The organism is Paraburkholderia sp. BL18I3N2 (assembly GCF_003001875.1).
Classification (GTDB): Bacteria; Pseudomonadota; Gammaproteobacteria; order Burkholderiales; family Burkholderiaceae; genus Paraburkholderia; species Paraburkholderia phytofirmans.
Window position 1 is genome coordinate 541,459 of record NZ_PVNC01000003.1, and the last position, 20,283, is coordinate 561,741.

Consider the following 20,283-nt stretch of genomic DNA (forward strand, 5'->3'; position numbering starts at 1 on the left):
CACGAACGGCCCCAATGGAGCTCGACGAGCGGAGCGGTCGATCACGCATGCGCCAGCACCCCACGCGTGTCGATCACCACCTTCGCCTGAAAGCGAACCGGGTCCACGCGCCGGAACTGCGCATGGTCGACCAGAATGACAATGATGTCCGCCTCCAGCAACGCTTCGTTCAATTCACAGAGACGGGCCCTGCCATCGAGCGAGGCCGGCAACGTTCTCACATTCGGTTCGACCACCACCACCTGGCCTGCGAATCTTTCCGCCAGTTCGGCGGCGATTTCGACGGCCGGGCTTTCGCGCAGGTCATCGATATTCGCTTTGAACGCTAACCCGAGACACGCAATCACCGGATCCTTGAAGCGCCGCGCCGCGCGTTCCACGCGGTCGACCACATAGCCCGGCTTTGCGTCGTTGACCGTTCGCGCGGTGCGAATCAGGCGAGCCTGGTCCGGCGCAGAGTCCACGATGAACCAGGGATCGACGGCGATGCAGTGCCCCCCCACTCCCGGACCCGGCTGCAGGATGCTCACCCGCGGATGGCGGTTCGCAAGACGGATCAGCTCCCACACGTTGATATCGAGCTTGTCGCAGATGATCGAAAGTTCATTCGCAAAGGCGATATTGACGTCACGGAATGAGTTCTCCGTCAGTTTGCACATCTCCGCTGTACGAGCATCAGTCAGGATGCATTCGCCTCGCACGAAGCTTTGATAGAGTTCACGCGCCAGTTCGCTACAGCGCGGCGTCATGCCGCCGATTACGCGATCGTTCTCGACCAGTTCGCGAATCACGTGGCCAGGCAGCACGCGCTCAGGACAATGCGCGATGCGGATCTCCGACTGCTCGCCCGCCTGTTGCGGGAAGGTGAGATCGGGACGGAGCTGTGCCATCCACGCTGCCATCTGCTCAGTTGTGCCGACCGGCGAAGTCGATTCGAGGACGACAAGGTCGCCCTTCTTGAGCACCGGCGCGATCGCGTGACTCGCTGCTTCGATGAAGCGGAGATCCGGCTTGTAGCCATCGGAGAAAGGCGTCGGCACAGCGATCAGAAACGCGTCCGCAGGCTCAGGCGTGATCGTTGCGCGAAGGTAGCCTTGCGTGACTGCCGCGTGTACCAGCATATCGAGCTCCGGCTCGACAATATGAATGGCACCACGATTGATGGTGTCGACCGCATGCTGACTGACGTCCACGCCAATGACATGTTTGCGGCGCGCCGCAAACACGGCCGCCGTGGGAAGCCCAATGTAGCCGAGGCCTATCACCGAAACAGTTTCAAAATCCATTTCTTTTCTATATCCGTAAACTGGGTGTGTTCGCTCAGACTGTCAGAGCCGGACCGAAACGTTCTTTTTAACTAGCACGCTCGCAATGCGAGCGCAGGAATGGCCGTCGCGTGGCGCCGTGACTAAATGCTGCAATCCGTCATGAGGATTTCTCAGCCCCGTATTCGGAGAACGCGCCGTACGCACTGGCCCGCTGCGGAACATCGTTCAGCAGAACGCCGTCGACGGCATGGCCGGCGCTACTCAGCTGACGCACGCTTTCCTGGAGTTCGGCGGCAGAGTGCCGCCCGTGACGACTCACGAGCAACGTCAGGCCCGCGTGCTTGCCGATCAGTACCGGGTCGGTCACGGCCAACACCGGCGGCGAATCAACGATGACCACGTCATACTGCTTGCTGAACTGTGCGAGCAAGCTCCCGAAGGAATCGCTCATCAGCATTTCGGCCGGACTCGAGGCAACGCTGCCACTCATCAGTACGTCGAGGTTGGGCAAGACCTGGTAGTGCACCGCGCTTGACGGTTCGACTCCGCCGATCACGTCGGACAAGCCCGGTTTACTCGGGAGCGAAAAGTATCTGTGCACGTCGCCTCGGCGCATGTCCGAGTCGACTAGCAACACACGTTTACCGCCAGCCGACAGCACTGTGGCCAGATTCACCGAGAGAAACGACTTGCCGACGTCCGGCCGTGGCCCCGTCAGCATCACGATATTGTTGTGCGATTTGAGCAAGCCGAACTGCAACGCCGTTCTCAAACTGCGGATGCCTTCCACTGCCACGTCATCGGGTTGAGCCACCGCGAGCACGTTCAGCCCAGACCCGCCGCTACGAGCCGACTGCTGCAAGGTCCGCTGCCGCGCGCTTCGAGACACGATCGCATACACCGGCACGCCGACCGCTCCTTCGATTTCCGATGGCGTCTCGAGTCCACGATTCAAAGTACTGCGCACAAATGCGATAGCGCATCCAAGCAGCACACCGATCAGGCCTGAGAGCGCGATCACCAGCGCTTTCTTCGGTTTGACCGGTTTTTCGGCCACCTCCGCGTAGTCGACCGTGTGGACGTTGCCCAGCTGGCCCGCTTTAAGCACACGCAACTGCTGCGTGCTATCCAACAGCTTGGTGTACAGGTCGGTGTCGACCCGCACGTCACGCATGAGACGCAGCGCCTGTTGCTGTATGTTCGGCAACGCCGCCACTTTCGCGCCGAAGGAGCGTTGTTGTTCCTGCAATTCGCCGATCTGGGCATCAATCGCCTGGATAGAGGGGTGTTCCACCGTGTATCGCTGCGCGAGCGCGGAGCGTTGCTGCTGCAACTCGATCAGTTTAGTTTTGCTGTCGACAATCGATTGCAACAGGAGCTTGCCTTCTGTTTCCAGATCGACAGTGCCGTTCTGCGTGCGGAACGCGTTATATTTGGCTTCAGCGTCGTCGAGGTCCGCGCGCAGTTGGGGAAGTTGGTCAGCGAGGAACTGCAGCATTTGCTGCGCTTGCGCGGACTTGCGGTCTACATTTCGCTGAACGTAAATGCTCGCCACACGGTTCACGGTAGCTGCGGTCCTCGCAGCATCCTCGCCTTCGAGCGAGACTGCGACTATGCCCGACTGTTTGGCCTTCTCGCTGATATTGAGCGCGCTTTGCAGATCCGCTGTCGTCAGTTGCGTCGAAGATTTCCTCAGATTGAACGATGTGCCGGCGCGCGCAATCATATGGTCCACTCTCAACCGCACCGCACCAAACCGTGTGACGCCCTGCTCCGCAATGCCCACGTGGCCGCACAGCACCGTATGGCCGTCTGCATCGCGCAATTCGAACGCCTGCCCCGCGCCGACCATCAATTTAAAAGGCTGATCGTAGAGCGCCGCGGGAACGTCGAATTGGGCCACGCCCAAAGTCTCTCCGCCCCAGGCGAAACTGTTTAGTCCCAGGAATGGACTCGCGGGACTGCCCACGAGTGCCTGCCGTGCGATCAGCGCGCCAATCAGCGGAAATCGGTGTGGCGTTGCGTTGACGTCGAGCTGCAAACTCCGGACAGTTTCTTCGACTACCATTCGCGAACGGATCAGTTCAATCTCCGCGTCGGTGGATGCCTTGCTTTGGAACAACGACGCGAGGTCGCCGAGCTTGTCGTTGAGCGTGTCGCTGCCGGAGTTGCTGTCGACCTGAATCATTACATCGGCTTTGTACAAAGGCGTGCCGAGAAATGCATAGGCAATGCCAAGAAATAGCATTGCCGCAGTGGTCAACGCGATCAAAAGCCGATTCTCGCTCAACAATGCGATGACCTCGGACAGCGTGATTTCCTTTTCGCCCAGCGCGTCGGCCGAGCGTTCCCGATCAAGTAATTTCATGATTCAGTGCATCAGCCCGACAATGTCATCGCACCATTTCAAAACGCCGTGCTCGATTTGCGTGAAGGCCAGTTCAAAAATGACACGATGCCGCTGATATGGATCCACAATATCGAACTGTTCGTGTTCGCCCAGACGAAAAACCTTTCCCCTTGCGGAAGGAAACCGATCAAGAATCAACGTGCGCTGGGTATTCGTCATGGCCAGCACGACATCCGCCGCGCGCACGTGTTCGTTGCCAAGCGCCTCGGCTACATGAGCACTGATGTCCATGCCGTGCTGGCATGCAACCTGAATTGCGAGTGGATCCGCGTGCCTGCCAACGAGTGCCCGCGTACCCGCGGAACTCACTGAGACAGCAGGCAGCGTCCGTTCAAGAATGGCCCGCGCAATCGGACTCCGACAAACGTTCCCCTCACACACCATCAAAACGCTAGTCATTTCGCAATGACTCCCGCCGTCAGACCAGTGTTAATCAACGGCATCAACAAACTCAGCACACGATTGAAGCGAACCAGACCGCTACCATCCACGTACACCACGTCCTTCGGCTGCAATTCGAAATCCTTCGCAAGCAGCATCGCGACCGGTGAATGACCATCGAGGTGAAACACCTGCGGCGTCCCGGTCAGTGAACCGCGGATCACGAACATCTGAGCGGCATCGGCAGTCGAGGCATTCACGCTGCCGGCCTGCAAAAGTGCGTCGGCCAATGTCATGCGGCCCGTTCGGCGCGGAATAGCCGAAACCGGTTTGTTCACTTCGCCCATCACATACGCATCGTTTTCATCACGCGAGACGACACGCAGCAGATCACCGGGGTTCAGATAGAGCCGCGACGGGCTTAATCCCTGAGCGAGCATCTGCGTCAGATTCACGCGATAAAAGTGATCGCCACGCACCAGAACGAGATCGCTCTGGTCGGCCGTTTCACTGAAACCACCCGCGCGGCTAACTGCTTCGTAAAGGGTCATGGGCACGTCGTTGACGGCCAATGCACCAGGACTACGCACTTCGCCGTCGACGTAGACCTGGTGCGCGCGATAGGACGCCATTCGGACGGTGACTTGCGGCTTGACGAAATATGTTGCGAGCGCGCTGCTCAGCCGTTGCTGAATCTCTTCGATACGCAGGCCCGCCACGTGTAGCGTGCCCGCATACGGAAACGTCAACCCACCGTTCTGGTCAACCACGAATCCAGACAGCGGGTCTCCCGGCTTCGTCGACGATTGTGTCTGCGAAGAGCCGAGTGCGGCAGCGAATTCCGGATGATCCCAAACGACAATTTGCAGCACATCACCGGGCCCGACAGCGTAGGGCTGCGGCACTCCGGAGAGCAATCGAGACAGCTCGTTCTGCTGCTGTTTTCCACGTTGTGCCAACTGCGAAATCAGCGCCGCGTCGACCTCTGTTATGGCGATGTCCGGCGTGCCATTCGTTGCACTTGCCCGTTCGCTGGCCACGCCTTCGCCGGCTTCTCCAGCAACGCTCGAAGCATTGGACGCACCCGTCATATTCTGCACGCGAGACGTCTCCATCCGCATCCCCGGCGCCACAGCGCACGCACTCGCCAACAAACTCACCGCCGTCATCAACACTCCAAGCCTGAAAGCCGGCCTGGTTAAAAATACCGCTAACATCGTGTTCAACCTATTCAAGCAAACGTGCCGAAGCGACGCTCTCGCTACCCGACATTGGGCAAATTTGATCCGTGTTCCATTCGGACACGCGCCTGTTCACGCGGAATACTGCATTACAAACAATTTGCTTGAAGTCAGTTATAGACCGCATTTCAATACGCATTTCGATGCAGCAACCCCTTCACCACCGTCGCCAGCACAATCCGCATATCCAACCCAAACGACCAGTTCCGCAAGTAGTACAAATCGTGCTCAACCCGCGCCTGCATCTTCTCAACCCGATCCGTCTCACCACGAAAACCATTCACCTGAGCCCACCCGGTAATACCCGGCTTGATCCGGTATCGATGGATATACCCATCGACAACGCCCCGATACTCATCATCATGTTCGATCGCATGCGGCCGCGGCCCAACCACCGACATTTCCCCACGCAACACATTCAGAAACTGCGGCAACTCATCGAGACTCGTGCGACGTAAAAACGCACCGACACGAGTCACGCGCGGATCTCCACGCCTCGCCTGCAGAACTACACCTGGCCGCGCCACGTGCTCACGCATCGAACGAAACTTGTAAATGCGAAAGACGCGCCCATCCGCACCCTTGCGCCGTTGGGTAAACAACACCGGCCCCTTCGAAGTCACTTTGACGGCCACTGCAATCGACAACATCACCGGCAACAAAGCCAACAGCGCCACACTCGCGAACAACCGGTCGAAGACCGCTTTCTGAACCAGCGCGTACGGCGTCATCGGCGAGGCCATCACATTGATGGCCGGCGCGCCGATCAGATCGATCACGTTGCGATCGAACATCGCGAGACTGCGCACATCAGGAATGAAACGCAAATTAACCAGGTCGCGACTGAATTCGTCGAGGACCCTCAGCACGGTCTCCTCTTCGGACATCGCCAGCGCAAGCCATACCTCTTCGATCCGTTCGCGGCGCACCCAGTCCGCGAATTCGCGGAACCTCTCGAACGACGGCAAGCCATTCAACTCAGACTCGCCATCCCGGCGCGTGTTAAAAGTGGCGACCGCCCGGAAGCCTGCATCCGGTGAACTCATGATGTTGGCCACCACCGCGTCGCGATGCGCGCCGGCGCCTACCACGGCAACCATTCGCAAGTTCCGGCCGCCGCGTCTCATCCGGCTGAGTACCGCATGCACCGCCCACCGCGACGAAACGAGCGCCACTGCCGCGATCACGGTCCAACTCACGCACCAAAGCCGGGACACCGACGCAGCGCGATGAAGCAGAAACAACATGGCAAGCCCACAGACCTGCACCGCGATCCAGCCGAACATCAGATTGACACTCAGACGCCATTTCGAGCGGCCACGCCACGAGTCATATACGCCGAACCACGGCAGCAGCAATACCGCGAACGCCATATCGAGCGCGACGAAAGCGCCTTCGAGAATCGAATGCCCCGAGCCGGGCACGAATAGCAGTTCGGCCAGCGCCGCCGACAACGCGATCAACATCGCGTCGAGCAGGCGCGCCAGGACGCTCTCCATCTCCGCCAAATCCCGGCCAGCGGTTTTACGAATCACCGTGTGCATGAGGTGTGGCCTAGCGCTGAACCGTCGATCCGACGCCACGCAACTCACACATAGATGCCACACGCAAGAACACGACGGGATAGCTCACATCAACCTTTGATTTCATGGCAGCACTCTCAATATCCTTTTTTGCGATGCCGCCCGTATGCGTAACTTCTTAAAGAGGCCGCATTCTGCGCCTACGACGATCGGGCAGGCCTGAGACATTTCCCAATCGATCGCCGCATTCGTCCCTCTTTCCACTTTGGCCTCCAATTCAGTCCAGTCCTATTCCCATGTTTCTCGGACGCCGCCTCATCCATAACCAATCCCTAATGCACCTCTCCACAAACTTTAACTATCTGCAATCCTCCCGCCCCCGTATGCTCGAACAATGACCCGCAAACCGTGCACGACGAGACACGGCATCGGGCAAGCGACTATTCATCGTCAGAGGAGGGGCATCATGAAGATCTGTGTCTTCGGAGCGGGAGCGATCGGCGGCTTGATGGGCGTGCAACTCGCACGCGCCGGTGCGGATGTGAGTTTCGTCGCGCGCGGTCCGCATCTCGCGGCAATGCGCGAGCACGGCGCGCGTCTGATCATGGACGGCGAGACGTTCAGCGCGCCTGTGCGCTGCACGTCCGACCCGCGCGAGCTCGGCGTGCAGGACTTCGTGATCATTACGCTCAAGGCACATTCGCTGCCCGGCGTAGTGGAAGCAATGCAGCCGCTGCTCGGCAAGCACACGGCCGTCGTCACGGGCGTCAACGGGATTCCGTATTGGTACTTCTATCAGCACGGCGGCCGCTTCGCCGGCACGCGTCTCGCGAGCGTCGACCCGGACGGCAGTCAATGGACCAAGCTCGGCCCCGAACGGGCGATCGGCTGCGTGCTCTATCCGGCTGCCGAAATCGTCGAGCCCGGCGTCATCAAGCACGTGTACGGCAAGAAATTCCCGATCGGAGAGCCGAGCGGAGAACGCACGCCGCGCATTCAACAGTTGCACGAAATCATGCAGGCGGCAGGTTTCGAAGCGCCGATCCGCGACAATATCCGCGACGAAATCTGGCTCAAGCTATGGGGCAACCTATGCTTCAACCCGATCAGCGCATTGACGCACGCCACGCTCGACGTGCTCACCAGCGATCCCGGCACGCGCGCGGTATCGCGCACGATGATGCTCGAGGCCAAGCGCATCGCGGAGCAATTCGGCGTGCACTTTCGCGTCGACGTCGAAAAGCGCATCGATGGCGCGGGCGCGGTCGGCGCGCACAAGACCTCGACGCTGGTCGATCTCGAGAATCGTCGACCGATGGAAATCGATCCGCTGTTGACGGTCGTGCAGGAAATGGGCCACCTCGTCGCCGAGCCGACGCCGACTATCGATGTCGTGCTGGCGCTCATCAAACTGCGTGAACGGATGGCATTGCAGGGAGATTGAGACTCCAGAGAGAGCGCACGATCAGAAACTCGTTCGCTCTCCCCCATATCGGCAAGCGCAAACATCAAAGGATCGAACGCCAACGCGTTCGATCCTTTTTTTAACGCTACTGATCGATGGCAAGCCACACAGCCTTAGGCTCGGTGAAGTTCTCGATCGCAACGTCACCGTGTTCGCGGCCGAACCCCGAGTCGCCGGATCCTCCCCAAGGCAGGCGCACATCGGTGTAGCCGTACGTGTTGATCCACACGGTCCCCGCCTTCAGATCGCGCGCAACCCGATGCACCCGGCCGATGTCCGCGCTCCACACGCCCGCCGCAAGGCTATACAACGTGCCGTTGGCAATCCGTATCGCGTCGGCTTCGTCGTTGAAGCGAATCACGCTCGCCACCGGCCCGAAGATCTCCTCCTGTGAAATGCGCATTTCATGCTCGACGTCGGCAAACACGGTCGGCTCGACAAAGAAACCACGGTCGCCCACCCGCGCGCCGCCGGTTACGAGCGACGCCCCTTCGGCGCGACCTGTCTCGACATAGCCCAGCACCGTCTTCATCTGCGCCGCGGAGATGAGCGGGCCCATCGACGTTTCGCGCGACGACGGATCGCCGACCTTGATCGATTTCGCACGCGCGGCGAGGCGCTCGACCACTTCGTCGTACACATCGCGATGGGCCAGAATGCGCGAACCCGCCGAACACACCTGCCCTGTATTGAAGAAAATGCCCGACGCCGCGGCGCGCACCGCGTTGTCGAGATTGGCATCCGGGAAAATCAGGTTGGCCGATTTGCCGCCGAGCTCCAGCGTGACGCGCTTGAAATTGCCGGCGGCGCCTTGCAGAATGCCGCGCCCCACGGAGGGCGAGCCGGTGAACGTCACCTTGTCGATGCCGGGATGCGCGACCAACGCATCGCCAACCACCCGTCCCTTGCCGGTGACGATATTCAGCACGCCCGGCGGCACACCCGCTTCGAGTGCAAGTTCGCCGATGCGCAACGCGGTCAGCGGCGTAATCTCCGCGGGCTTGACGATCAGCGTACAACCGCACGCGAGCGCCGGCGCGATCTTCCACATGCCGATCATCAGCGGAAAATTCCACGGCACGATCGCGGCGACCACGCCGACCGGTTCACGCAACGTGTAAGTCAATGCATCGGGGCGCACCGGCACGACCTGACCGTTGATCTTGTCGCACCAGCCTGCGTAGTATTCGAGCGTATCGATCGCGGCTGGAATATCCTGGCGCATCACGGCTGCGATCGGCTTGCCGGCGTCGAGACTTTCGAGTGCGGCCAGTTCCTCGAGATTCGCGCGCATCAGGCCGGCGAGGCGCATCAGGATGCGCGCCCGCTCGGCGGTCCGAATGCCGTTCCATACTTTCAATGCAGCGCGCGCGGCGCGCACGGCGGTATCCACGTCGGCGGCACTGCCTTGCGCAACCAGCGCGATCGGTTCTTCGGTGGCGGGGTTGATATCGACGGAATATTCGCCGGTGCCGGGCGGCAAGCGTTTGCCGTCGATCAGCAGATCATGGCGCCTGAGGTCGGTTTCAGTTTCCATCTTGAAGCTCCTTGCTTGGATGTTGCGTGGGCTGAATGCGTGCGAGCCGTTTTGGGGTAAAGGGCGTTAGGGCTCGTGGAGAACCGCGCCGTTGCGCGCAACGGTCGGCTTCGCCTGTATCTGCGAAGCGGACGGCGACACGTCGGTGGTCTGTGAAGTAGTGGAGAACTGTGCCCAGGCTGCTGCGGCGTTGGGTCGGAGGGAACGGTTGCGGCGATGCACGAGCAGTGTCGCCAGATTCATCACGGGCGCAAGCGGCCGGCTGACCAATGATGCGCCGATTGCAGGCCAATGCGTGTCGATGGGCAATATGCCGACGCCGAGCCCCAGTTCGACCATGCGCAGCACCGCCGCGACATGTCCGAGTTCCTGCACCGGCCGTCGTTTCACGCCGTTCGCATTGAAGGCGAGTTCGAGCGCCGCGCGCACACCCGTGTCGGCGTTCAGCGTGATGAGCGCCCATTCATGCAGCTCGCTCCATGTGACACTCGCGTGGCGGGCAAGCGGATGAGAAGGCGGCATTACTGCATGGAGGGGCGTCGTGAAAACCAGTTGCGCGTGCAACAGGTCGCCGGCAAACGGCTCGGCCGTCGAGACCACGCCGAAGTCCACCTCGCCTTGTTCGACGCTCGCGAGCACGCCGCTTTGCGGCTGATCCCTGACGCAGACGGCTAGCTCAGGAAAAGCCGCCGCGCAACGCGCGAGTCCCTGCGCCACCCAACCCGACGACAACACCGGATTGCTGGCGAGCACCACCACGCCGGTATGGCCGTCGTAAGCGGCCCGCTCTTCGCGCAGCGTGAGTTCGATTTCATCGAGCAGCCGGCCGATTCTTCGCTCGAGGCTCGCGCCCGCATGCGTCAGTTCGACCTGGCGCGTGGTGCGGTCGAACAGTTTCAATTCCACGGCTTCTTCGAGTTCGCGCACGCAACGACTCACCGCGGATTGCGTCAAGTCGAACTCACGCGCCGCGCGCGTAAAACTCCGCTCACGCGCGACGGCGACAAACACCTTGAGTTGCTGCAACGAAACATTCATGACGTCACTGCCGGGTGTAGGCCATTCGCCTATTCTCCCGTCTGCTCAGGCCAATGGCTCAAGCGCGAAGCCTTGCCGTTGCCGGCAACGGCAAGCACACCTTGCGGCTCGTTGTGCGTTTCGATCCAGCGCGAGCGCATCGGCGCGAGTACGAACTTCGCGGCGACGCCCGCGGCGATCGTCACGACCGCTGAGACGATGAACACGAGATTCCATCCGCCCGTCGCGGACAGTACCGACGCAATCGGCACCAGCAGTGAGGCTGTTCCCTTGGCGGTGTACAAGGTGCCCGCGTTGGCCGCGGCATATTTGCTGCCGAAAGTATCGGCACAGATCGCCGGGAAGATTGAAAAGATTTCGCCCCAGAACAGGAAGATCAGTGCAGCGAACGTCATGAACGCGTACGGGTTAGTGCCGTATTGCATCAGACCGAGCAACGCCAGGCCCTCGCCGATAAAGATCACGAACATCGTGTTTTCACGGCCGAGCTTGTCGGAGATGAAGCCGCACAGCGGACGCGTGAAACCGTTGCAGACGTTGTCGATGGAAAGCGTGGCCGTCAGCAGCGGCAAGGTCATGCCGAAGATCGTCATCGGGATGCGCGCGAGGCCCCAGTCTTTCGCGATCGGACCGATCTGCGCGGTCGCCATCAAACCGCCCGCAGCCACGGCGACGAACGATACGTAGATCACCCAGAAGACCGGCGTCTTGATCATCTGACCCGGCGTGAAGTCGACCTTCGACACGGCGAATTTCTTCTTCGGCGCCGCTTGCGAGCGCAGGTTCGGCTTCTTCAACAGCAGCGCGAGCGCGAGAATGCATCCGCCTTGCAGGATGCCGAAGAAGAAGAACGTATGCTCATAACCCGAACGCGTGATCATGTTGGCGATTGGAATCACCGTCACCGCGGCGCCTGCGCCGAAACCCGCAGCGGTAAGACCCGCGGCAAGTCCGCGCTTGTCGGGAAACCATTTCAACGCATTGCCCACGCATGTGCCGTACACACCGCCCGCACCGATGCCGGCGATGACCGCGGAGACGTACAGCATCGGCAGGGTCGTGATGTACGAGTTCATCACCCACGCAATGCCCGCGCAGATCGCGCCGCCCGCGACCACGGGCCGGGGTCCGAACCTGTCGACGAGCCAGCCTTCGAGCGGCACGAGCCACGTTTCAGTGAGGATGAAAATCGCGAACGCAAGTTGAATGGACGCTTCGCCCCAGTGATGGCGCGCGTTCATCGGCGTGACGAACAGCGTCCACGCATATTGAAGATTGGCCACGAGAGCCATGCACACCATGCCGATGACGAGTTGCCACCAACGGTTGCCCCAAAATGCGCGGCTCGTAGTCTGCTGACTGATATCGTCCATTCGCTTGTCTCCACTATTTATCTGGTGCAGCCGGCTAGCGTCCCGAAGGAAGTCGTCTCGGCGACGCGCCGCGCTGTATACGTCCCACCTTATGGTTATGACCCGAAAAGCCGTGCTCTTCGGGAATATTTGATATTTGCGTCTTTAATTCGCTGCTTTAAAAATAGACCCGCTTAAATCATCGCTTTTTGGGAAGCGCTTTATTCCGATCATTTAGCGCTTTTTAACCATGAGGCGTCGGCTGCTTCGTCCATCAGGCCTCAAATCCAAGCGTTAACCCGAGTTTTTCGCCAGGCGCTCCGGCGACAATTGCGCTTTCTTATATAGAACCATGCTAGGGTCATTGCTGAATTACTAATAATTAAAGTTTGTTATTATGTTGATTCACATTTGCTTATACATCGGTCATGACGATGCGGAATGCGACTCTGCGGCAACTGAAGGTTTTCGAAACGGTGGCACGCCACCTGAGCTTCTCGCGCGCCGCCGAGGAATTGCACCTCACGCAGCCGGCCGTTTCCACTCAGGTCCGGCAACTCGAAGAACACGCCGGGTTGCCGCTGTTCGAACAACTCGGCAAAAAAATCTATCTGACGCCGGCCGGCACCGAAATGCTTCACTACAGCCGCGCGATCATTCAACAGTTCCACGAAGTCGACGAGGCGATGAGTCAGCTCAAAGGCGTCTCCGGCGGCAAGCTGAATGTCGCGGTGATCAGCGCCGGCGACTACTTCTTTCCGCGGCTGCTGGCCGAATTCACGCGCCGCTACTCGGGTGTCGTGCTCAATCTCGCCGTGCACAATCGCGAGGAATTGCTGCATCAACTCGCCACCAACCAGACCGATCTCGCGGTGATGGTGCGTCCGCCCCACGAGACCGACGCGACCAACGAGCCGTTTGCACCGCACCCCTATGTGATCGTGGCGGCGCCCACGCATCCGCTCGCCAATAAGCGCAACATCAAGTTCAGCCAGTTGGCGAACGAAGCGTTTATCGTGCGGGAGCGCGGCTCGGACACGTGGAATTCGATGGAAGAAGGCTTCGCCGGGCGGCTTGCAAACCTCAAGATCGCCATGGAGATCAAGAGCACCGAGACAATCAAGCAGGCCGTGATCGCGGGCATGGGTATCGCCTTTCTGTCCGCGCATACCATCAGCCTCGAATTGCAACTCGGCCACCTGGTCGTGCTCGATGTCGAGAGCTTTCCGGTCATGCTCAACTGGTACGTGGTGCATCGAAAGAACAAGCGACTGCCGCCGGTCGCCGTCGCTTTCAAACGCTTCCTGATGGAGGAAGGCGCGAATCTGATCGAGAAGATCACGCGCGTCAAGGAATTGAGCGTGTATAAGCAGTAGGCTATGGAGATCCAATGAAACTTTAACTATTGCGGATTCTTCAGGACTTCTATGCTGCAAGCGAGTTCCATCACTCGTCTGCCCAGGAGGCCGATCATGAATCACGCTTCGGTTGAGTTTCAGCCCAGCGCGCACACTGCTCGCGTTGCCGCAATCCATCCCGACGACGCCCACCTGAGCGCGTATAACGCCGCCTTCAGCGACCTCGGCCTGCGCTTCCGCTGGGATCGCGCCACGCTCGACGTGCTCAAGGAATTCAGCAGCGAGGCGGCTCGAATTACTGCCTACATCGAGCGCTTTCACGCCCATCTGCATAGCGCGTACGACGCCGACTTTCTCGCGCAAATGATTCTGCACAAGAAGGCGCAGTACTTCAGCGAGTTCGCGTCGGCGGGCGAGTGAGTGTATTCGCGGGATCACGGTCCCGCGACACGTCATACCAGCCCACCTGAATGTGCGAGCACTCATAGCGTGCGCCGTGTCGTAGCGCGAGCCGGCCGGTGGCGGTCGCACGCACGTTGCCGCACTTGAGCGCTCACACCATTGCCGCCGTTTCGACGATACGGGTAGGCCGCCGTACGCACACAGTCTGTTGTGACGTCGCGCAGCATCCAGCCCTGCTCTTCTCCACCGCGCCATTCGATTCGTGCCAACAGCCCCTGCTTGCCCATCGTCAGGCTATGGCAACGCGCGGCAAAGGCGAGTGTGCCTGGAGCGTGACCATGCTCGTGGCCGTCGGAATACTCGCGGCTGAGCATCAGATGCACGCCCATCGCACAAGCCAGCGCGGTCATCGCGAGGAGCGCGGCGAGTCCGAATGGCTGCGCCGGTTCCGTCACGAATCCATAGCCGAGCCAGCCGCACAGCAACAGTGCGAACAGGTTGACGATGCCGTGCCCTGGGCGCGCCACCACGCCGATCTGCAGTACACCACGCAGTTTGCAGAACGCAATGGCCGAGGTGGCAAAGATCAACGCGCCGATGAACACGGCGGCATAGAGTTCGACGCGTTCGACATTCGCCTGCGCCGCCGACGACATATAACGCGCGAAGCCGCCCGCCATAACAGCGAGCCCCATGCTGCTGCCCAACAGCGCAACGAGGCGCGGGCGCCGCGCCAAATTGCGCCGGCGCACCAGCCACGCGCCGAGCACCGCGCCCGCTACCGCGGCGCCGACCACGCCGGCGCTTGCACCTATGCCGGCCGCGAAAAGGCCTGCGAGCGCGGCGGCCAATGCCCCGGCGTGCCAGTCAGGACGGCGCTTCAGTCGCCGTTCGAGCGGCAGTTGTCCGACTGCGGCAAGCGCAACGGCCAACACGCAAGCAAACACCACGGCCAGCCAACACCAGACGGTACTGTCATACGCTAGCGGCATGCGCGCTCCTCCGTACCGGAATGCATGGGCGCGATCCCAACGGATCGCGCAATCGGTCAACCGTTCAGACAGCACCTGCCGCGACCGGCTCCGCGCCCGCGGCGGCGCCCGCGCGCGCCGCGCTCAAGGTGTTGCTCAGCGTGCCGATCCCGTCGATCGTGACCGTTACTGTCGCGCCATCCTTGATCGAGCCGACGCCGACCGACGTTCCGCACGCAATCACATCGCCCGGCTCGAGCGTGAGATCCTGCGAGATCAGACTCACCTGCTCGGCGGGCGAGAAAACCATATCGGCGAGCGGATAGTTCTGCCGCTCCACGCCATCGAGCATGGTGACAAGATGCGCTTGCTGCCAGTCGAAACCGGAGACGATCGCCGGTCCGACACAGCAGAACGTATCGAAGCCCTTCGCGCGGCACCATTGCGGAAAGTGCGGATTCTCGTTCAGCAGATCGGCAGCGGTGACGTCGTTGACGAGCGTGTAGCCGAAAATCGCTTCGGCCGCCTCTTCAACGCTCGCATCACGGCAGCGCCGTCCGATCACAATGCCGAGCTCGCCTTCATAGGCGATCTTGCCCGTATAGCTGAGCGGCCGCCTGATCGGCTCACCCGATCCGATCACCGAACCCGCGGGCTTCAACAGAAAAAGCGGATGTGCGGGCACCGGTTTGTCGAGCTTCGCCGCCAGCGCGTGAAAGTTGTTCCACAGCGCGACGACCTTGCCGGGCGCGCACGGCGCGAGCGGCGTCAGCGCGCGCGTCGACAGCACGGTGCCGGTCGGCACGGGGTGCTCCAGACCTTCATACTCGTGCAGATAGCCACCTTCCACACGGCCGAACACAACGCCGCCATCGCTAGACATGAACCGCATCCATGTATCCATACGTCGCTCCCTGTTTACGTGGATCGGCCTAGATCGCGCCGGCAGTGCGCAATGCACTGACCTGCTCGGGTGAATAGCCCAGCTCGGCCATGACTTCGTCGGTATGTTCACCCAGCAACGGCGAGCGCGTGACCTCGGTCGGACTGTCGGACAGTTTGATAGGATTACCAACCGTCAGATACTTGCCGCGAGTCGGATGATCCACTTCGACAATCGTGCCGGTTTTGCGCAGCGACGGTTCTTCGGCAATTTCCTTCATCGACAGAATCGGTCCGCACGGAATGTCGTACTTGTTCAGAATCTGCATGGCCTCGAATTTGGTCTTCGTCATGGTCCAGCGCTCGATCTCGGCGAAGATGTCCTTCAGGTGCGGCAAACGCGCGGCGGGTGTCGCGTAGTTGGGATCCGTGGCCCACTCCTCCTTGCCGATCACGTTGCAGATCTTGGCCCACACCGGCGCCTGCGTGATGAAGTAGATATAAGCGTTGGGGTCCGTTTCCCAGCCCTTGCACTTCAGGATCCAGCCCGGCTGACCGCCGCCCGACGCATTGCCCGCACGCGGCACCGCTTCGCCGAACTTTCCGTTCGGATATTGCGGATACTCTTTCATCACGCCGGTGCGTTCGAGCCGCTGCTGGTCGCGCAGTTTCACGCGGCACAGGTTGAGCACGCCGTCCTGCATCGCGGCGAGTACGCGCTGACCGCGTCCGCTGTGCGTGCGCTGATACAGCGCCGTGACGATGCCGAGCGCCAGATGCAGGCCGGTGCCGCTGTCGCCGATCTGCGCGCCTGTCACGACCGGCGGGCCATCGTCGAAGCCGGTGGTCGAGGCCGCGCCGCCCGCACATTGCGCGACGTTCTCGTAGACCTTGCAGTCCTCGTACGGCCCAGGACCGAAACCCTTGACTGACGCGACGATCATGCGCGGATTCAGTTCCTGAATCCGTTCCCACGTGAAGCCCATGCGGTCCAGCGCGCCCGGTGCGAAGTTCTCTACCAGCACGTCGCATTTCTGGATCAGCGCCTCGAGCACCTGCTTGCCTTCAGGATTCTTCGTATCGATCGTGACGGAGCGCTTGTTGTGGTTGAGCATCGTGAAGTAGAGGCTGTCCACATCGGGAATATCGCGCAACTGTTCGCGCGTGATGTCTCCCGCGCCCGCCCGCTCCACTTTGATGACATCCGCGCCGAACCATGCAAGCAGTTGCGTGCAGGTGGGCCCGGATTGCACATGCGTGAAGTCGAGAATGCGCACACCGTCGAGTGCTTTGCTCATGTCCTGTCTCCTGTGTCGACCAGGGCTTGCGCTTTAGCGCCGTACTCTGGTCACGAGCAACGTAGTTGTTGAAAGGGCGTCTACTTGTAATTTCCTGGCAAATTCGGTGCGTGCTCCGCCGCATCGGCTACGCGGCTCGTCCTCGCGGCAAAACGTTAGGGCCGTCGCTCGGTGCGAGGGAACACCGGCGTCAACCTTCGGTTCGCGTCTTTTGATATATCACATACCATATTTTTCAGACCGTCAAGCGAGGTTTATCCCGCACTGCCCGGGAAGCCACGCGCCGTCGGCGTCCGCCGCAAACAAAAAGGCCCGCCGGTGTCTCCACCGCGGGCCCTTCCTGTCCTACCCAACCATCAAACGCCGCTCAGGCTGGCAGCCGCGTCAATCCAGAAAATCGCAATTCGCCTCGACGAACGCCGCCAGATCGAGCGAATGCTGACGCGTGAGACGCTCGGCCAGCTCAGTATCGCGCTTCTCCAGCGCCTCGATAATGCGCAAATGATCGACGATCGAGCGCGACGCGCGGTCGCTCTGCGAAATGGTCATGCGGCGAATCGCGCGCACATGGATGAAGATGTTCTTGATCGTGTCGAGAATGATCTGCGACTTGGACAACTCGACGATCGCCTGGTGAAACGCGATGTTGGCGTCGGAATACTCGGCAATGTGTTCAGCCGGCGTCGCGTCGCGGAAGTTGTCGAACATGTGGCGCAGACGGGCGATTTCCTCGTCCGTGGCGTGCAGCGTGGCAAGACGCGCCGCCATGCTTTCGAGCGCGGCCCACATCTGGATCATCTCGACGATTTCACGCTTGCTCTTGCGCACGATATAGATGCCGCGGCGCGGCACCATGCGCAGAAAACCTTCCTGCTCGAGCAGCGTCATGGCCTCACGCACTGGCGTGCGGCTAACGCCGAGCGACTCGCTCAGCACCCGCTCGTCGAGACGGATTTCTTCACGGTTCTGGTAGATGTCCGCGTCGGCGATGGCCTGGCGGAGCATGGCATACGCCTGATCGCGCAAGCTCGCGCTCGCGCCGATCGGCTGCAATGACAACGTCAACGGTGTGGCCACTGCTTCAGTTTGAAGTTCTGACGACATTCATCGCCTCTTGTTGAACATGCGCACGATACGGTCTTGCCACTGCCGCGCGTTGCTCGCCCAGACCGACGAAGCGGCCATGTTGCGCTGCAAGCTGCGCGACCGGCTGCGGAATCCAGCGGGTCAACAGCACAGTGGCGGCAGAGCCTAAACCAACAACAGCAACGGCGAGCAGCGAGAGAGGAACAACTTCCATTTGTAGCTCCGGATGATTGAGTGAAGGAATGACTCAATCATATGCTGCAATGCCGCAAAAATCAATATTCCGTATGTAGTATATCAGTCGTTGTTGTTTTCAGGATTACGCCCTCACGGTAGCACGGGCCGCTTTGCGGTAGTTCATTGCAATGCGCGCGAGCGCGCGACACTCGGTGTAAACGCGCAAAACGCGCGCTATTCGCGCAGTCGTGTTCGATGATCGCGCAATGTCACGCGGATGTGGATTGTGGGATTGACTCCGCATCATTAATCTTCGCAGGTCCTGCAAACGATCGCGAGCGGCCACAGTCCTGTGTCCGCCGCACGATCCCGGCAGCCCGAGCGTTTCAAGGAGACAATTTCATGAGCACCACCATCCCGACGGCCGCCACGGTCGACAGCCGCAAAGCGCGCAGCCAGGCTCGCCAGGCGGCGCTCGGCAGCTTTGTCGGCGCCGTGGTCGACTGGTACGACTTCCTCCTGTACGGCATCGTCGCCGCGCTCGTTTTCAATGCCGAGTTTTTCCCAAAAGTCAGCCCGGCGATGGGGACGCTCGCCGCGTTCGCCACCTTCGGCGTCGGCTTTCTGTTCCGCCCGCTCGGCGGCTTCGTGTTCGGACACTACGGCGACCGGCTCGGACGCAAGCGCATGCTGGTGCTCACGGTAATGATGATGGGTCTGTCGACCGCCGCCATCGGCCTGCTGCCGTCGTTCGCCAGCATCGGCTGGTGGGCGCCGGCGCTGCTCGTGAGTCTGCGCGCGATCCAGGGCTTTGCGGTGGGCGGCGAATGGGGCGGCGCGGCGTTGATGGCAGTCGAAAGTGCGCCCGAGAAAAAGAAAGCGTTCTACAGCAGCGGCGTGCAGGTCGGCTACGGCGTGGGCCTCGTGCTTTCGACCGGACTGATTGCGCTGATCAGCCGTTCCATGGACAACGCCTCGTTCCTGAGCTGGGGCTGGCGCCTGCCCTTCCTGTTCAGCGTGGTGCTGGTGCTGATCGCGCTGTGGATCCGCTCGAGCATGGAGGAGTCGAAGGAATTCGTCGAGAAAGTCGGCAAGCACGGTGAACGCAGCGTTCGCCTGCCGATCGTCGAAGCCTTGCTGCGGCATCCGAAGGCGTTCCTGTTGATCATCGCGCTGCGTCTTGCCGAGTTGTTCACGATGTATATCGTGACCGCCTTCGCACTGAACTACTCGACGGCGAATCTGCACATGCCGCGCGAGTTCTTCCTCACCATCGGTCTGCTGGTGGGCGCGCTGAGTTGCGTGACGATTCCGTGCTTCGCGTTGCTGGCGGATCGTTTCGGCCGCCGCCGCGTGTATATTGCCGGCGCGCTGGTCGGCATGCTGAGCGCGGTGCCGTTCTTCCTCGCGCTCGAAGCACGCGCGACGGTGTGGATCGTGGTGTTCGCCGTCATGCTCGCCAACGTTGCGCACGACATGGTGGTGAGCGTGCAGCAACCCATGTTCACCGAACTGTTCGGCACCGAGTATCGCTACAGCGGTGCGGGCGTGGGCTATCAGGTGGCCAGTGTAGTCGGCGGCGGCTTCACGCCGTTTATCGCGGTTGCGCTGGTCAACTTTGCCGGCGGCTCGTGGCATCCGGTGGCTGCTTATCTGGCCGTTGGCTGCCTGATCTCGGTGCTGGTGGCGGCGAAGATGAAGACCAGGCGTACCGTCGCCTGAGTTTCCCGATCGCGGTCAAGCGGGCCGGCGTGGCGAAAGATGCCACTGCCGGCCCGCTTTGCTTTGGGCACTCGGTAGTTTATTTCGGACAACAGCACCACCAGGCCGCGATTCGACAGATTACGGTCGTGTTTCGCCAGGCAAACATCTTATGTATTTGCATCTCATATTG

17 protein-coding genes are annotated in these 20,283 nt (G+C 60.8%); 4 read left to right on the forward strand and 13 right to left on the reverse strand.

The window, feature by feature from the left end; genetic code table 11:
* Positions 1 to 41: 41 nt before the first annotated feature.
* The 5 genes from wecC to B0G75_RS12185 all read right to left on the reverse strand — a co-directional run bounded on the left by wecC (position 42) and on the right by B0G75_RS12185 (position 6,844).
* A complete protein-coding gene (wecC, locus tag B0G75_RS12165; protein ID WP_106305074.1) occupies positions 42 to 1,286 on the reverse strand; it encodes a UDP-N-acetyl-D-mannosamine dehydrogenase in 1,245 nt (414 codons plus the stop codon).
* A gap of 139 nt (positions 1,287 to 1,425) precedes the next feature.
* A complete protein-coding gene (locus B0G75_RS12170; protein WP_106305077.1) occupies positions 1,426 to 3,636 on the reverse strand; it encodes a polysaccharide biosynthesis tyrosine autokinase in 2,211 nt (736 codons plus the stop codon).
* A 3-nt stretch (positions 3,637 to 3,639) separates the two neighbouring features.
* Complete coding sequence (locus B0G75_RS12175; RefSeq protein WP_106305080.1) at positions 3,640 to 4,077, reverse strand: low molecular weight protein-tyrosine-phosphatase; 438 nt, start codon at positions 4,075 to 4,077, stop codon at positions 3,640 to 3,642.
* A complete protein-coding gene (locus B0G75_RS12180) occupies positions 4,074 to 5,228 on the reverse strand; it encodes a polysaccharide biosynthesis/export family protein (RefSeq protein ID WP_106305083.1) in 1,155 nt (384 codons plus the stop codon). The genes B0G75_RS12175 and B0G75_RS12180 overlap by 4 nt, the downstream gene beginning before the upstream one ends.
* Positions 5,229 to 5,428: 200 nt before the next feature.
* A complete protein-coding gene (locus B0G75_RS12185; protein ID WP_106305086.1) occupies positions 5,429 to 6,844 on the reverse strand; it encodes an undecaprenyl-phosphate glucose phosphotransferase in 1,416 nt (471 codons plus the stop codon).
* A gap of 445 nt (positions 6,845 to 7,289) precedes the next feature.
* Here B0G75_RS12185 and B0G75_RS12190 point away from each other — a divergent pair, with 445 nt between their 5' ends.
* Positions 7,290 to 8,267 (forward strand): 2-dehydropantoate 2-reductase, encoded by a 978-nt coding sequence (locus B0G75_RS12190; RefSeq protein WP_106305089.1) that lies wholly within the window; start codon positions 7,290 to 7,292, stop codon positions 8,265 to 8,267.
* A 106-nt stretch (positions 8,268 to 8,373) separates the two neighbouring features.
* Here the strand turns inward: B0G75_RS12190 and B0G75_RS12195 are convergent, their stop codons facing one another.
* The 3 genes from B0G75_RS12195 to oxlT all read right to left on the reverse strand — a co-directional run bounded on the left by B0G75_RS12195 (position 8,374) and on the right by oxlT (position 12,236).
* Positions 8,374 to 9,825 (reverse strand): aldehyde dehydrogenase family protein, encoded by a 1,452-nt coding sequence (locus B0G75_RS12195; RefSeq protein ID WP_106305092.1) that lies wholly within the window; start codon positions 9,823 to 9,825, stop codon positions 8,374 to 8,376.
* 66 nt (positions 9,826 to 9,891) lie between these two features.
* Complete coding sequence (locus B0G75_RS12200; RefSeq protein WP_106305095.1) at positions 9,892 to 10,863, reverse strand: LysR family transcriptional regulator; 972 nt, start codon at positions 10,861 to 10,863, stop codon at positions 9,892 to 9,894.
* A 29-nt stretch (positions 10,864 to 10,892) separates the two neighbouring features.
* Complete coding sequence (gene oxlT, locus B0G75_RS12205) at positions 10,893 to 12,236, reverse strand: oxalate/formate MFS antiporter (protein ID WP_106305098.1); 1,344 nt, start codon at positions 12,234 to 12,236, stop codon at positions 10,893 to 10,895.
* A 407-nt stretch (positions 12,237 to 12,643) separates the two neighbouring features.
* On the opposite strand from oxlT, the gene B0G75_RS12210 reads away from it, so the two are divergent.
* Together B0G75_RS12210 and B0G75_RS12215 are read left to right on the forward strand one after the other, a co-directional pair.
* Positions 12,644 to 13,591: a LysR family transcriptional regulator gene (locus B0G75_RS12210; protein ID WP_012427868.1), complete on the forward strand. Its 948-nt coding sequence runs from the start codon at positions 12,644 to 12,646 to the stop codon at positions 13,589 to 13,591.
* A gap of 96 nt (positions 13,592 to 13,687) precedes the next feature.
* A complete protein-coding gene (locus tag B0G75_RS12215) occupies positions 13,688 to 13,993 on the forward strand; it encodes a hypothetical protein (RefSeq protein ID WP_106305101.1) in 306 nt (101 codons plus the stop codon).
* A 62-nt stretch (positions 13,994 to 14,055) separates the two neighbouring features.
* On the opposite strand, the gene B0G75_RS12220 is transcribed toward B0G75_RS12215, so the two are convergent.
* From B0G75_RS12220 to B0G75_RS12240, 5 genes are all read right to left on the reverse strand, one after another.
* Positions 14,056 to 14,967: an NAD(P)(+) transhydrogenase (Re/Si-specific) subunit beta gene (locus B0G75_RS12220; protein WP_106305104.1), complete on the reverse strand. Its 912-nt coding sequence runs from the start codon at positions 14,965 to 14,967 to the stop codon at positions 14,056 to 14,058.
* A 64-nt stretch (positions 14,968 to 15,031) separates the two neighbouring features.
* Positions 15,032 to 15,850 (reverse strand): fumarylacetoacetate hydrolase family protein, encoded by an 819-nt coding sequence (locus B0G75_RS12225; RefSeq protein ID WP_106305107.1) that lies wholly within the window; start codon positions 15,848 to 15,850, stop codon positions 15,032 to 15,034.
* A gap of 28 nt (positions 15,851 to 15,878) precedes the next feature.
* Positions 15,879 to 17,126 carry a formyl-CoA transferase gene (gene frc / locus B0G75_RS12230; RefSeq protein WP_106305111.1) on the reverse strand — a complete coding sequence of 416 codons (1,248 nt, stop codon included), beginning with the start codon at positions 17,124 to 17,126 and terminating at the stop codon, positions 15,879 to 15,881.
* Between the two features lie 384 nt (positions 17,127 to 17,510).
* Positions 17,511 to 18,230 (reverse strand): GntR family transcriptional regulator, encoded by a 720-nt coding sequence (locus B0G75_RS12235; RefSeq protein ID WP_012427873.1) that lies wholly within the window; start codon positions 18,228 to 18,230, stop codon positions 17,511 to 17,513.
* Positions 18,208 to 18,426 carry a hypothetical protein gene (locus tag B0G75_RS12240; RefSeq protein ID WP_106305114.1) on the reverse strand — a complete coding sequence of 73 codons (219 nt, stop codon included), beginning with the start codon at positions 18,424 to 18,426 and terminating at the stop codon, positions 18,208 to 18,210. The genes B0G75_RS12235 and B0G75_RS12240 overlap by 23 nt, the downstream gene beginning before the upstream one ends.
* A gap of 365 nt (positions 18,427 to 18,791) precedes the next feature.
* Here B0G75_RS12240 and shiA point away from each other — a divergent pair, with 365 nt between their 5' ends.
* Positions 18,792 to 20,111, forward strand: coding sequence for a shikimate transporter (gene shiA / locus B0G75_RS12245; RefSeq protein ID WP_106305117.1), 1,320 nt, complete (start codon positions 18,792 to 18,794; stop codon positions 20,109 to 20,111).
* Positions 20,112 to 20,283: the final 172 nt, after the last annotated feature.